The sequence below is a fragment of the Arachnia sp. genome, assembly GCF_057238465.1.
Genome location: NZ_DBHHFZ010000001.1, coordinates 206,537 through 219,694, shown reverse-complemented (window position 1 = coordinate 219,694; position 13,158 = coordinate 206,537). Strand labels below are relative to the sequence as shown.

The following is a 13,158-nucleotide window of genomic DNA, read 5'->3' as shown; positions in this document are numbered from 1 at the left end:
GTTCTCGCCGGTTATTGGCTGACGAACGAAGCCGCGGCTTCAAGTGGTGTGAATGACCAGTCCCGGTTTCGCGGCGTTCCCTGCCGGGGCCGGCTAACCCAGAACCGCAAAGCCGGTCTGGTTGCACAGCACCAGATGTCCCGACAGCGCCATCACTTCCTCGTAACCGGGGTACCACCCCTGCCACAGATGCTGCCCCGTCCCGGGTTTGATGGCCGCCGCGTACAGACCTGATTCCCCAGTGCCCCGGTCGGCGACCACGAGCCTTCCATCAGCGGTGAGCATGATGACTGCCTTTGGAGAGGCCTCGCCATGATCAACGAATTCGGGGCGTCCGGCCGTCACATCCAACACGGCGGTTTGCAGCTTCTCATTGGTCCTGACCACGATGACCTTTCCGTCGATCTCCGCCAGCTCGCTCCCCTCACCCCAGATTTCCTGCCACTGATGCTCGCCGCTGCCCAGGTCAACCCGCCGCACCAGGCCCTTTCCTCCCAAGATCACGGAACCGGCGATGTGATGGGCCCAATCGACTTTTCCCCACTCGCGGGACCAGAGTTTCTTTCCAGCACCGTCCAGCAGAGTGTAGGAACCTCCCTCATCGATGACGAGCTTCTTCTCACCGATCCGCAGGAACCTCGAACCGGCGGGAAGCCAGTCAGCCGAGCTGCCGTCCGAGAGCGAAACCGAGACCGCACACAGGCCCTCCTGCCCGAGCCTGTTGAACTCACAGAACTCGGCTCGCCCTTCCCGCTCCAGCACCCGCGAGTTCATCGCCAGTTGCCCGGCGTTCAAGGTTCCGGTCCACTGCGGGGAGGTCGCCGCCAGCGATTCGAAACGGGACAGTCCATAGCCACCGCTGATGTGGCTCCCGGCCACGTAGAGGGCGCCGGATTCGGCCTCCAGAACGGCTCCGTGGCGTTCCAGATCGGCACGTCCCAGCAAAGCACCGTCCTTGACGTCCCGGATCTGTTGCTCGGCCCTACTCCTCGTCAGAGGAACGGTCACGGGAAAGTGTCCGGCCGGGACGGTGTCCTCGTAGTACTCCTTCTGCAGGATGAAGCCGGAGCCGTCCGATCCCTCCACCGGGATCCGCCACTTCCCGCTGCCGTCCTCCCAGGCGTGCAGGGACAATCCGGCTTCAACACCACCGGCATTGCTGATGAGGAGCCCCTCCGGTACACCCGCAAGGGTGGTTGAGTGGTCATCGAGATTCCCGGGCCCCTGCCAGAGGATCTTCGCCTCGGTGAGATACGCCGAGGCGGGCACTTTCGCTCTCACCCCCGTCGTCTCCGATGGCACCGGGCTGGGTTCGGGCGCGGACTGGCTCGAGGAGGCACCGTTCTCACCACCCGGCGGCCAGCATCCCGCAAGCATCGCCATCGACAGCGCGCAAACAACTCCCAGCATGCGGTAATTCACGGAGCTTCTCATCCGGCTCTCCCTTGATCCGATCTGCTCTCTCCCTATCACAGAAAGGGCATCACCGAGCCCGGAAAACCAAAACCAGTCCCCTTTACGAACTAACCCGGTTTCGGGTGATCCCGGTTCCGGGGACCTGCGACAGGCGCCTCCGGTCACAGGTCCCCGGAGGCTCACGGCACGGTTTCCAAACGGTCCGTCCGCTGACACGAGCGGGGCGGCTCAACCGGCCTGCTACAGGGAGTCTGCTACTTCCCGGTTCCTGGAAGGGCGAAGGCGTGGACATCCATCACCCTTCCGCGGTCACGGCCCTCTTCGCCCCGGTGCCGGAGATGCCCGCCCTCACCTCGCCGCATCCAGCAGCGCCGGCACGTCCAGGTTCTCCTCGCAGGCATCCGCGAGTCTTTCGATCATGGCCTCCCGTTGCTCGGCGTAGCCGGGGGCCCCCTCGCTGGGCCGCCAGTCGCTGCCGGTCAGCCGCGCGATCTCCTCGAGAAAGACCCGGCGGAAACCGTCTGATTCGAAAGCCCCGTGCCACATGGTCCCGAAGTTCGCGCCAACCTGCTGGCCCTCGCAGAACTCCTCCCCACCGGAGGCATGGACCCGGCCGTGGTGGATGGTGTAGCCCTCCACCGGTTCTCCCCGCCAGGTTCCGGACGGCCTGCCGAGCACCTTCGCATCGCCGAAACGCACCTCGCCGGGAAGCAGCCCCAGGCCGGGCACTTCACCGTCACCGGATTCGAGGTCGTCGAGGATGCGGTCGGTGAGCATCTGGTAGCCGCCGCAGATACCGAGCACGGGCCGCTGCTGCCGGGCCCGGTTCCGGATCGCCTCCGCCAGGCCCTTCTCCCTGAGCCAGGCCAGGTCCGTTACGGTGGACCGCGACCCGGGCAGCACCACGAGATCGGCCCGGGTGACCTGATCGGGTGATGCGGTGACGACCACCTGGACGCCCGGTTCAGCGGCGAGCGCATCCACGTCGGTGGCGTTCGAGGTGCGGGGGAAATGCACGACGGCCACGTGAAGCACCCCGGTGCCCGGACGCAGCGCCCGCGACCCGATGGTCAGGGCGTCCTCCCCGTCCAGCCACACATCCGCCAGCCAGGGAAGCACCCCGTAGTTCCTGAGACCGGTGCGCCGGGTCAGTTCCTCCAGCCCCGGATCGAGCACCGCCTGGTCGCCGCGGAACTTGTTGATCAGGTACCCCGCCAGCCTTCCCCGGTCCTGTTCGGAGACGATGCCGTGGGTGCCGAAGATCGCCGCCAGGGCTCCCCCGCGGTCGATGTCGGCGGCCAGCACCACGGGCAGCCCGAAACGTTCCGCCAGACCGAAGTTGACGTAGTCGCCCCGCCGCAGGTTGATCTCGGCGGGCGACCCGGCTCCTTCGCACAGCACCAGGTCGTGGCCGGCGGCGAGTTCCTCGTAGGCGTCGAAGGCTGCCTCGGCCAGGTGTTTGCGTCCGCTGGCGTACTCCCCCGCCCCGAGCTCCCCCGCGGGGCGGCCACGGAGCACGACGAAGCTGCGCCGGTCGCTGCCCGGTTTCAGCAGCACGGGGTTCAGCAGGCTGCTCGGCTCCACCCCGGCGGCCTGCGCCTGCAGGTACTGGGCCCGTCCGATCTCGGTGCCATCCGAGCAGACCATCGAGTTGTTGGACATGTTCTGCGACTTGAACGGGGCCACCCTGATCCCGCGGCGCCGGAACGCGCGCGCCAGGCCCGTCACGATCAACGACTTGCCCGCATCCGATGCGGTCCCCGCGATCAACAACCCGGTCATTTCCTTCCACCTCCGAACACGATCAACGCCCCGGCCAGCAACCCCGTGGCGGCGGCGGTGACGGCCGTCACCAGTTTCGCGGCACGACGCACCTGCGGTCCCGTGGGGCGGGGGCCGTCGCCGAGGGTGGAGCGGGACTCCACCCGGTCGCCGTAGCGGTTCTCCCCGCCCAGCCGCACCCCGAGGGCACCGGCCCACGCGGATTCGCACCAGCCGCCGTTCGGGCTGGGATGTCTGGCACCGTCGCGTCGCATGATCTGCCAGGCCCGGGGGGCATCTCCCCCGACCAGCGGGGCGCACACGCACGCCAGGGCCCCGGTGAGCCGCGCCGGCACCCAGGCCGCTGCGTCATCGGTGCGTGCCGACGCCGTGCCGAACCGTCCGTAGCGCTGGTTGCGGTGGCCGACCATGGCGTCGAGGGTGTTGAGGGCGCGGTGGGTCAGGATTCCGGGCACCCCCGCGAGAGCCCCCCAGAAGATCGTGCACACCCCGGCGTCGTTGGTGTTCTCCGCCATCGACTCGACGGTGGCGCGTCCCAACCCCTCGGCGTCGAGACAACGCGGGTCGCGGCCGCAGAGGTTCGGCAGCTGTTCCCGGGCCGCGTCGAGGTCGCCGCCCTCGAGGCGGTCGGCCATGATCCTCCCCTCGTCGGCGAGCCGTCTGGCACCGAGCGCCGCCCAGGTCGCGGCGGCGGTGGCCGCGACCCGCACCCAGCCGTGCCGGGCGGAAACCCGTTCCACCAGCATCCCGCCCACCAGCACGGGGGCGACGGTGAGCGCGGTGAAAACCGCCCCCGCGGCCTGGCTGTCGGCGTGGGTGGTTTTCTCCACCCGGGTGGCCCAGGAACCGAACCAGGCCACCGGATGGTGCTTCTGCGGGTCTGCGAACACCTGGTCCGCCACCATCCCGATGACGAGCCCCAGGCCGCGGTGTCTCAGTGTCATGCCACTCCGATCAGCTTCACGGTGAGCGCGATCCCCAGCCAGACGGCCAGCTGGGTCAGTTCGATCAGCGAACCGTAGCAGTCGCCGTTCAGGCGCCCCAGGCGCCGCAGGAGGTGCCGCTGCCAGCAGGCCGCGAACAACCAGGCGGCCACGACCACAGCCACCCAGCAGGCCGCCGCCGGCCAGCCCAGCGACCACCAGGTCGCCGCGCCACCCACCACCAGCACCGCCACCCGGCTGACCCACAGCCCGGCCGCCCCGACCTTGCCCGCCACCAGGGAGGACAACGTGCCCGGGGCCGGTTCCTCACCCCGGCCCGGTAGCGTGGCGGCCAGCGGAACCACCCGTCCCGCGGCCATACCGAGGGCCATCAGCAGCGGCCAGGTGCCGGGAGGTGCGACGCCGAGGGAGGCCACCTCCAGCAGCAGCACCACCAGCAGCGAGGCCACCCCCATCGGGCCGATGTCGGACTGTTTCATGATCGCCCGCGCCTGCTCCGCGGGTTTCCGGGAACCCAGCGCATCCGCGACGTCCGCGGTGCCGTCCAGATGCATGGCACCGGTGATGTAGGCCACCGCCCCGACGGCAAGCGCGGCCCCCAGGAACCACGACCCGGAGGCGGCCGCGGCCCCCCAGCCCAACAGGCCTGCGACAGCTCCGAGCACCGCCCCCAACCAGGGAAAGGCGACAAGCCCGTCGGGAAAGTCGCGATCGGCCCAGTCGTGTTTGCGCACCGGCAGCCATGTGTACATGGCGACTGCGCTGTGGAAGGCGCGCAATGGACGCATCAGGCCCCCTTGACCGGCACTGGAATGCCTGCCACGCACAGCCAGACCCGGTCGACGAGCGCTGCGACCCGCATGTTGAGGCGCCCCAGCTGGTCGGTGAACAACCTGCCGGAGCTGGTGGCCGGAACCACCCCGAGCCCCACCTCGTTGCTGACGAACACCACCGGCCGGCGGGTGGCGCGCAGCGCGGCCAGGAACTCCTCCAGCCGGTTCTCCAGAAGTCCCAGCGCCTCCGGGTCCCGATCCCAGCAGCCGTCGTCGAGCAGCCTCGTCAGCCACACCCCCAGGCAGTCGACCAGCATGGGGGTGGCGTCGTCGCGGCGAAGCTCGGTGGCCAGGTCGATGGTCTCGACCGTCTCCCAGTGGGAGGGGCGGCGGGCCCGGTGGATCCGGAGCCGCTCCACCCATTCGGGATCGTCGGGGCGCACCTCGGAGGTGGCCACGTAGGAAACCCCGGGTTCGTCGGAGAGCAGTGACTCCGCGAAGGTCGATTTCCCGGAACGGGTCCCGCCCAGGATCAGCGCGGAGCCCTTCACGCCTTCGATACTCCCTGTCCGCTGAAGGTGCCCATCTCGTTCATGATGAGAGCGGCGGCCCGGACCAGCGGCAACGCCAGGGCACCGCCGGAACCCTCACCGAGCCGCAGGCCGAGGTCGACCAGCCCGCGCAGCCCGAGGGCCTCGTGGGCCGCGGTGATGGCGGGTTCCACACCGGCGTGCCCGGCGATCAGGTAGCCGACGACATCCGGGCAGTTGGCGCGGGCGACGAGGGCCGCGGAGCAGGAAACCACCCCGTCGAGGACCACGGGGACGCGCCTGGCCGCGGCGGCCAGCATGAACCCGGTCATGGCGGCGTGTTCGAAACCACCGACGGCGGCCAACGCACCGACCGCGTCTCCCGCGGCGACCAACCCCGCGACCCCGCCTACCTCGAGCCCTTTCTCAATCACCGCCACCTTGTGGGCGAGCATCTCGTCATCGGCCCCGGTACCCCTGCCCGTGACCTCTGCCACGGCCTTCCCGGTGAACGCGGCCGTCAGGGCCGCGGCGGGCGTGGTGTTGGCGAGCCCGACCTCACCGGGCACCAACACGTCGGCCCCGGCGTCGATGGCGGCGTTGGCGGCCTCGATGCCGACGCCGATCGCATCCAGGGCCTGTTCCACGGTCATCGCGGGCCCTTGGGTGAAGTCGGCGGTACCGGCCGCAATGCGGCGGTCCACGGTACCCTCCGCGTGCTGCAGCAAACCGACGTCGAACACCTCGGTTCCGGCCCCGAAGGCCCGGGAGATCACACTCACCCCGGCGAACCCGATGGCGATCCCGGTGGCCATCTGGACGCTGACCTCCTGGGGCCAGGGGGTGACCCCCTGCGCGTAGACCCCGTGGTCGGCGGCGAAGACAACCACCTTCGGATGTGAGGGCACCGGAGGGGGGCACTGGGCGGCGATTCCACACAGCCGCACCCCGATGGCCTCGAGTTCCCCGAGGGAACCGGGGGGTTTGGTCAGGTCGTCCTGCCGGGCGCGGCCCTCCTGGAGCCAGGCGTCCTCGACGGGGACGATGCGGGCAGCGAGCTCGGACAGCTCGGCTGGGGTGAGGGCCATGTGGTCACGTCCTTAGCTTGATTGCCGATGTTGCCGGCCGGTCCGGGTCGTCGAGAACCGGCCGGAGCGCACCGCCGAGGCTAGCATCCCCACTCAGAACAGCTTGATGGGACTGATGATGTCGGCCAGGATCAGCACCACGCCACCGATCAGCAGGAATCCACCGACCAGGTAGGCCACCGGCAGCATCTTCGCGGTGTCCACGGGCCCGGGGTCGCTCTTGCCGCGCAGCCGCGCCAGACCCCGCCGCAGGGCCTCGTAGAGCGCCCCTGCGATGTGGCCGCCGTCGAGGGGAAGCAGCGGTACCAGGTTCAGCAACGCCACGAACAGGTTGACGCTGCCGAGCAACGACAACCAGGAGGCCGCGCGGTCCTGGATCGGCACCGAGTCCGCCACCGCGATCTCCCCCGCGACACGGCTGGCACCGACCACGGAGATCGGACTGTTGATGTCGCGCTCGGTACCGGCCACGAGCCCGGCCCCGACGTTCCACACCCGCACCGGGAAGGATGCCAGGGCCACCAGGGACATTCTCGTGATGTTCCACATCTGACCCGCCGTTTCGATCACGCCGCCCCGGACCAGTTCCCGGCCGGGCGAGACACCGAGGAAACCGGCCTCCACCTTGGAGGTCGGGTCGAGTTTGTCGGGCACCGACTGGATGATGGTGTTCACGGTGGGAAGCTCAATGGTCCTCCCACCGCGTTCGACCGTGAGCGTGGCGGCGCCGTCACGGTTCGCGCGGATCAGTTCGGTCAGTTCGTCCCAGCTGCCGACCTTGTGGCCGTTGAAGGCAACCACCTTGTCCCCCACCATGACGCCCGCCTGTTTCGCGGGGGTCTGGGGATCGCCTTCCTGGCAGGTGGCGGGAGTGCGGCCGGCGGGGATGACGCAGTCGTTGACCACCGTGACGTTCAGCGTCGACTGCCAGGTGCCGTGGAAGAGGTTGACTCCCAGGAAGATCAGGAAGGCCAGCAGGAGGTTCATGGCGGGCCCGCCGAGCATGACTATGACCTTCTGCCACACCGGTTTCTGGTGGAACAGCCGCCCATCATCGGCGGGGGTGATCTCCTCGTACTCGTACCTGCGGGCCTGGTCGGCCAGCCGGGTGACCCAGCCCTTGGGCTTGTCGGACTGCTTCTCGGGCGGGTACATCCCGATCAACCGGACGTAGCCGCCGAGCGGGAACAGCTTGAACCCGTACTCGGTCTCACCCCGTTTCCGGGACCAGATGGTTCGGCCGAATCCGACGAAGTACTGGGTCACCTTGACCCCGAAAATCTTGGCCGGCACGAGGTGTCCGATCTCGTGCAGGGCGATGGAGGCCATGATCAGGGCGAAGAACAGCAGCGCCAGGCCGATCAGTACGAGGGTGTTCAAGAAAGTTCCTCCACGAGTTCACGGGCGCGTTCGCGGGTCGCGGTGTCCGCGGCCAGCACCGCTTCCAGGGTCAGTTCGGCATCCGGGACGTGCCCGGATTCGAGGTGTTCCTCCAGGCACCGGGAGATCAGGTCCGTGATCGCCAAGAACCCGATCCTGTGGCCGCAGAAGGCGTCCACCAGCACCTCGTTGGCCGCGTTGTAGACGGCCGGGGCCGTGCCTGCGGCCTTTCCCGCACGACGGGCCAGCTCGACGGCCGGGAAGGCCGCGTCGTCGAGGGGTTCGAAGGTCCAGCTCGCAGGCCTTGTCCAGTCGCAGGGAACCGCGGCCCCCGGAAGCCGGTCGGGCCAGGTCAGGGCCAACCCGATGGGCAGTCGCATGTCCGGTGGCGAGGCCTGCGCCAGGGTGGACCCGTCGGTGAACTCCACCATGGAGTGGACCACCGACTGGGGATGCACCGTCACGACGATGTCGTCGAGGCCGACCCCGTAGAGCAGAGCGGCCTCGATCAGTTCGAGCCCCTTGTTGACCAGGGTGGATGAGTTGATGGTGATGACCCGGCCCATTTTCCAGGTGGGATGGGCCATGGCCTCCTCGGGCGTCACGTCCGCGAGTTCCTCGCGGCCGCGGCCCCGGAACGGCCCCCCGGAGGCGGTCAGGATGAGCCGGGCCACCTCTTGGCGGCGTCCCCCGCGCAGGGCCTGGGCGAAGGCGGAGTGTTCGGAGTCGACGGCCACCAGCTGCCCCGGGGCCGCCAGATCGGTGACCAGCCTCCCGCCGATCACGAGGGATTCCTTGTTCGCCAGGGCCAGGGTTCGGCCTGCTCCCAGTGCCGCGAGGGTGGGTTCCAGACCGGCCGCACCCGTGATGGCGTTCAGCACCACGTCGCAGTCCAGTCCCGCCAGTTCGGTCGCGGCCCCGGGACCTGTCAACAGGCAGGGTGTCTCGACCCCGCGAACGGCGAGCTCGCGTTCCAGGTCAGCTGCTCGCTCCGGCCGGGCCAGGGCAACGTGCGAGGGCCGGAACTGCGCCACCTGCCCGGCCAGCAGGTCGATGTTGCCACCCGAGGCCGCCAACGCCACCACATCGAACCGGTCGGGCCGGGAGCCGATCACGTCCAGTGTCTGGGTGCCTATGGAGCCGGTGGAACCGAGCAGGACAATTCTTCGCACCAGGACAGTGTGTCACGATGCCAAAACGGTGTCCCGGAACGGCTTCGCCGGGCCGCGCACCCCACGGGTGGCGGGCCCGGCGAGGTCGTGTTGTCTCAGACGAGCCCGAACGCCTGCATGGCGTTCGCGACCTTGATGAAACCGGTGATGTTGGCGCCGACGACGTAGTCACCGGGGACGCCGTACTCCTCGGCGGTGGCGGCGCACATGTCGTGGATGTTTCGCATGATGCCGATCAGGCGTTCCTCGGTGTACTCGAAGCTCCACGAGTCGCGCATGGCGTTCTGCTGCATCTCCAGCCCCGAGGTGGCCACACCGCCGGCGTTCGCCGCCTTGCCCGGGGCGAACATCACCCCGGCGTCCTGGAAGGTGCGGATGCCTTCGGGGGTGGTGGGCATGTTGGCGCCCTCGACCACGACCTTGACGCCGTTGCGGATCAGGGTGGCGGAGTGTTCCCCGTTCAGCTCGTTCTGGGTGGCGCACGGCAGGGCGACATCCACCGCCACGTCCCAGATCGAACCGGTCCTGCCCGGTTCGGCACCGTCACGGCGGAAGGCGTAGTCGGCGATGCGGCCGCGTTCCACCTCCTTGACCTGCTTCAGCAGTCCGACGTCGATGCCCGCCTCGTCCACGACATAGCCGGAGGAGTCGGAGCAGGCGACGACCTTCCCGCCGAGCTGCTGAACCTTCTCGATGGCGTAGGTGGCAACGTTCCCGGAACCCGAGACCGCGACGCGTTTGCCGTCGAAGGTGTCGCCGCGGGTTTTCAGCATTTCTTGTGTGAAAGCCACGACGCCGTAGCCGGTTGCCTCGGTGCGAACCAGCGAGCCGCCCCAGTCGAGGCCCTTGCCGGTCAGCACACCGGACTCGTAGCGGTTGGTGATCCGCTTGTACTGGCCGAACATGTAACCGATCTCGCGGCCGCCGACGCCGATGTCCCCGGCGGGCACGTCGGTGTACTCACCCAGGTGTCGGTACAGCTCGGTCATGAAGGACTGGCAGAAACGCATCACCTCGGCATCGGACCTGCCGTGCGGGTTGAAATCGGAGCCACCCTTGCCGCCGCCGATGGGCAGACCGGTCAGGGAGTTCTTGAAGATCTGCTCGAATCCCAAGAATTTGATGATGCCCAGGTAAACCGAGGGATGGAACCGCAGGCCACCCTTGTAGGGGCCGAGAGCCGAGTTGAACTCGACGCGGAAACCGCGGTTGACCTGCACCGTTCCCCGGTCGTCCACCCAGGGGACACGGAAGATGATCTGGCGTTCGGGCTCGCAGATGCGCTCCAGGATCTTGTCCTCGAGGTAGTCCGGGTTCTTCTTGACGACGGGCTCGAGGCTCTCGAAGACCTCCCGGACGGCCTGGTGGAACTCGGCCTCGCCGGGGTTACGGGCAACCACGGACTCGAAGATGGACTGCAACTGCTGATCCATTCGGACTCCTAGTTAGTTGGTTTCAGCTTCTGACCTGCGGAAGCCTAGCCACGGTTTGTGAACAATGCGTTTCAGCCCGGAAACCATCTCAAACCCCCGTGGTCTCGCGGGCCGCGAGCTGTCCGCAGGCCCCGTCGATCTCGGAACCACGGGTGTCGCGCAGGGTCACGGGCACCCCGCGTCTTTCGAGCGTGGCGATGAAGGCCGCCTCGTCCTCCGGGCGGGAGGCCGTCCACCGCGACCCCGGGGTCGGGTTGAGGGGGATCAGGTTGACGTGCACCCACCCCCAGTCGCCGCGCCGTTTCAGGACATCGGCCAACAGGTTCGCCCGGGCGACGGAGTCGTTGATGTCACGCATCAGGGCGTACTCGATGCTGACGCGGCGTCTGGTGACCCGGGCGTATTCCCAGGCGGCGTCGACCACCTCGGCGACACTCCACCGGTTGTTCACCGGGACGATCTCGTTGCGCAGCTCGTCATCGGGGGCGTGCAGGGAGACCGCGAGGGTCACGGGAAGCCCCTCCTCCGCGAGGCGCCCGATCTGCGGCACCAGGCCGACGGTGGAGACGGTGACCCCCCGGGCGCTCATCCCGAAACCCTTGGGTACGGGGGCGATCATGGTGCGGATGGTTCCCAGCACCGCCTTGTAGTTGGCCAGCGGCTCCCCCATCCCCATGAAGACGATGTTGTTGAGCCGGCCGGTGGCCCCCGGCACCTCGCCGGCGGCCAGCATCCGGTTGGCCGCGAAGGCCTGGATGGTTATCTCGGCCCGCGACAGGTTGCGTTTCAGCCCGCCCTGACCGGTGGCGCAGAAGGGACACGCCATTCCGCAGCCCGCCTGGGAGCTGATGCACAGGGTGGAGCGGTTCGGGTAACGCATGAGCACGGATTCCAGGAGGGAACCGTCGTGCAGCCGCCACAGGGTCTTGACGGTGCGTCCCCGGTCGGCGGTGAGCCTGCGCACCTGGGTGAGCAGGGGCGGGAAGAGCTGCTCGGCCAGGTCCCCCCGGATCGCCGCGGGCAGGTCCGTCCAGGTCGTGACCTCCTCGCTGAGGCCGTCGAAGACGTGGCGGGAGATCTGGTCGGCCCGGAAAGCTGGCAGACCGAAGGACTCCATGGCGGCACGCTGTTCGGGCACGTCGAGGTCGAGCCAGTGCTTCGGGGCCCTGCCGCGGGCGGGCGCGTCGAAGACCAGCGGAAGGTGTTTCGGCACGTCAGCCCCCCATGCCCAGGTTCAGGACGAGCCAGCCCATCGGCATCGCCACCAGCATCGAGTCCAGGCGATCCATGAAGCCACCGTGTCCGGGCAGGAGATTGGACATGTCCTTCAGCCCTGCGTCCCGTTTGATCAGGGATTCGACGAGATCACCCAGCGTCGCGGCGGGTGCGATGCACAATCCCAGGACCAGGCCCAGCTCCCAGGACGCGCCCAGGCACCAGAGAGCCGCCGCCATCCCGATGAGCGCGGAGGTGACGATGGAACCCGCGAGCCCCTCCCAGGTCTTGGATGGCGAGATGTGCGGCGCCATCTTGTGTTTTCCCAGCAGGCTGCCGACGGCATAGGCACCGGTGTCGGAGGCCACCACGCAGGCCATCACCGCGATGATCCGCCGGGTGCCGCCGGGTTCGGCCATCATCAACGGGATGAAGACCCCCATCAACGGGATGTAGGCGATTATCAACGCGCTGGCGGCGATGTCGCGGATGAAACCCTCCCGGGCCAGCAGCAACCGCGCCACCAGGCAGGCGACCACCGTCCCGCAGACACAGATCACGGCAAAGGTGGTCGGCGGCAGCCCCAGGTTCCACCGGAACATCGCATAGGCTCCGAGGACGCTCACCAAGGTGCCCGCGACTATGGTCTTCACCTGCGCGTGCATGCCCTTGCGCAGCAGCGCCCGGTGAATTTCGACGACCGCCAGGCTCAAGGAGACGGCGGAGATCAGGACGAAGAGCCAGGGAGCCCACAGCAACCCGACGGCCAGCGCCGCCAGGAGGGCGAGTCCGACGCCGATGGCCATCGGGAGATCCCGGCCGGCCTTCGGCGTCGGCGCTGCCTGGGCTGGCTCCTGGTTGGGCATCAGACCTCGCTGAGTTCGGCTTCCTTGTTCTTGAGCAGTTCGTCGATCGCCTCCACGTATTTCTTGGTGGTGACGTCCATGGCCTTCTCGGCACGAACCAGCTCGTCCTCGCTGATCTCGGATTTCTTCTCAAGCTTCTTCAACGCGTCGATGGAGTGGCGGCGGATGTTGCGCACGGCGATGCGGGCCTCCTCCGCCTTGGCCCTGGCGAGCTTGATGTACTCCTTGCGGCGTTCCTCCGTGAGCTGAGGCATGACAACCCGGATGGAGTTCCCGTCGTTGCTCGGGTTGACCCCGAGGTCGGCCTCCCGGATGGCCTTCTCGATGGCCGCGATTGCGCTGCGATCGAAGGGGGTGATCAGCATGGTTCGGGGATCGGGTGAGTTGAACGTCGCAAGCTGCTGCAGCGGTGTCGGCGCCCCGTAGTAGTCCGCGTTGAGCCGACTGAACATGACGGGGTGGGCACGGCCCGTGCGAACGGTCGACAGCTCCTCTCGGGCGTGGTCCACCGCCTGCTGCATCCTGGACTGGGTTTCCTTCTCGACGTCGGCGATCATTG

The 13,158-nt window shown here is 68.3% G+C and carries 12 protein-coding genes; all 12 read right to left on the bottom strand.

Annotated features, from left to right (window positions below; all coding sequences use genetic code 11):
- Positions 1 to 93: 93 nt before the first annotated feature.
- Complete coding sequence (locus ACO6D6_RS00985) at positions 94 to 1,434, bottom strand: hypothetical protein (RefSeq protein ID WP_484782525.1); 1,341 nt, start codon at positions 1,432 to 1,434, stop codon at positions 94 to 96.
- A 330-nt stretch (positions 1,435 to 1,764) separates the two neighbouring features.
- Complete coding sequence (locus tag ACO6D6_RS00980; RefSeq protein WP_484782524.1) at positions 1,765 to 3,198, bottom strand: cobyric acid synthase; 1,434 nt, start codon at positions 3,196 to 3,198, stop codon at positions 1,765 to 1,767.
- Complete coding sequence (locus ACO6D6_RS00975; protein WP_484782522.1) at positions 3,195 to 4,142, bottom strand: cobalamin biosynthesis protein; 948 nt, start codon at positions 4,140 to 4,142, stop codon at positions 3,195 to 3,197. Before ACO6D6_RS00975 ends, ACO6D6_RS00980 begins: the two co-directional genes overlap by 4 nt.
- Entirely contained in the window at positions 4,139 to 4,930 is a 792-nt protein-coding gene (locus ACO6D6_RS00970; protein WP_484782521.1) for an adenosylcobinamide-GDP ribazoletransferase, read from the bottom strand. Before ACO6D6_RS00970 ends, ACO6D6_RS00975 begins: the two co-directional genes overlap by 4 nt.
- The gene (cobU, locus tag ACO6D6_RS00965) at positions 4,930 to 5,466 is read right to left on the bottom strand and encodes a bifunctional adenosylcobinamide kinase/adenosylcobinamide-phosphate guanylyltransferase (RefSeq protein ID WP_484782519.1); all 537 of its coding nucleotides are present in this window, start codon (positions 5,464 to 5,466) and stop codon (positions 4,930 to 4,932) included. The genes ACO6D6_RS00970 and cobU overlap by 1 nt, the downstream gene beginning before the upstream one ends.
- Positions 5,463 to 6,533: a nicotinate-nucleotide--dimethylbenzimidazole phosphoribosyltransferase gene (cobT, locus tag ACO6D6_RS00960; protein ID WP_484782517.1), complete on the bottom strand. Its 1,071-nt coding sequence runs from the start codon at positions 6,531 to 6,533 to the stop codon at positions 5,463 to 5,465. Before cobT ends, cobU begins: the two co-directional genes overlap by 4 nt.
- Before the next feature lie 93 nt (positions 6,534 to 6,626).
- A complete protein-coding gene (locus tag ACO6D6_RS00955; RefSeq protein ID WP_484782516.1) occupies positions 6,627 to 7,913 on the bottom strand; it encodes a M50 family metallopeptidase in 1,287 nt (428 codons plus the stop codon).
- Positions 7,910 to 9,085, bottom strand: coding sequence for a 1-deoxy-D-xylulose-5-phosphate reductoisomerase (dxr, locus tag ACO6D6_RS00950; RefSeq protein ID WP_484782515.1), 1,176 nt, complete (start codon positions 9,083 to 9,085; stop codon positions 7,910 to 7,912). The genes ACO6D6_RS00955 and dxr overlap by 4 nt, the downstream gene beginning before the upstream one ends.
- A gap of 95 nt (positions 9,086 to 9,180) precedes the next feature.
- The gene (gdhA, locus tag ACO6D6_RS00945; protein ID WP_484782514.1) at positions 9,181 to 10,518 is read right to left on the bottom strand and encodes an NADP-specific glutamate dehydrogenase; all 1,338 of its coding nucleotides are present in this window, start codon (positions 10,516 to 10,518) and stop codon (positions 9,181 to 9,183) included.
- Between the two features lie 88 nt (positions 10,519 to 10,606).
- A complete protein-coding gene (gene rlmN / locus ACO6D6_RS00940; protein ID WP_484782512.1) occupies positions 10,607 to 11,731 on the bottom strand; it encodes a dual-specificity RNA methyltransferase RlmN in 1,125 nt (374 codons plus the stop codon).
- Position 11,732: 1 nt separating this feature from the next.
- Positions 11,733 to 12,599, bottom strand: a complete 867-nt coding sequence (locus ACO6D6_RS00935; protein ID WP_484782510.1) for a phosphatidate cytidylyltransferase — start codon at positions 12,597 to 12,599, stop codon at positions 11,733 to 11,735.
- Positions 12,599 to 13,156, bottom strand: coding sequence for a ribosome recycling factor (gene frr / locus ACO6D6_RS00930; RefSeq protein WP_484782509.1), 558 nt, complete (start codon positions 13,154 to 13,156; stop codon positions 12,599 to 12,601). The genes ACO6D6_RS00935 and frr overlap by 1 nt, the downstream gene beginning before the upstream one ends.
- Positions 13,157 to 13,158: the final 2 nt, after the last annotated feature.

Coding starts and splice junctions, on each gene's coding strand:
- ACO6D6_RS00985 (WP_484782525.1), bottom strand. CDS start 1,434: ATGAGAAGCTCCGTGAATTACCGCATGCTGGGAGTTGTTTGCGCGCTG.
- ACO6D6_RS00980 (WP_484782524.1), bottom strand. CDS start 3,198: ATGACCGGGTTGTTGATCGCGGGGACCGCATCGGATGCGGGCAAGTCG.
- ACO6D6_RS00975 (WP_484782522.1), bottom strand. CDS start 4,142: ATGACACTGAGACACCGCGGCCTGGGGCTCGTCATCGGGATGGTGGCG.
- ACO6D6_RS00970 (WP_484782521.1), bottom strand. CDS start 4,930: ATGCGTCCATTGCGCGCCTTCCACAGCGCAGTCGCCATGTACACATGG.
- cobT (WP_484782517.1), bottom strand. CDS start 6,533: ATGGCCCTCACCCCAGCCGAGCTGTCCGAGCTCGCTGCCCGCATCGTC.
- gdhA (WP_484782514.1), bottom strand. CDS start 10,518: ATGGATCAGCAGTTGCAGTCCATCTTCGAGTCCGTGGTTGCCCGTAAC.
- ACO6D6_RS00935 (WP_484782510.1), bottom strand. CDS start 12,599: ATGCCCAACCAGGAGCCAGCCCAGGCAGCGCCGACGCCGAAGGCCGGC.
- frr (WP_484782509.1), bottom strand. CDS start 13,156: ATGATCGCCGACGTCGAGAAGGAAACCCAGTCCAGGATGCAGCAGGCG.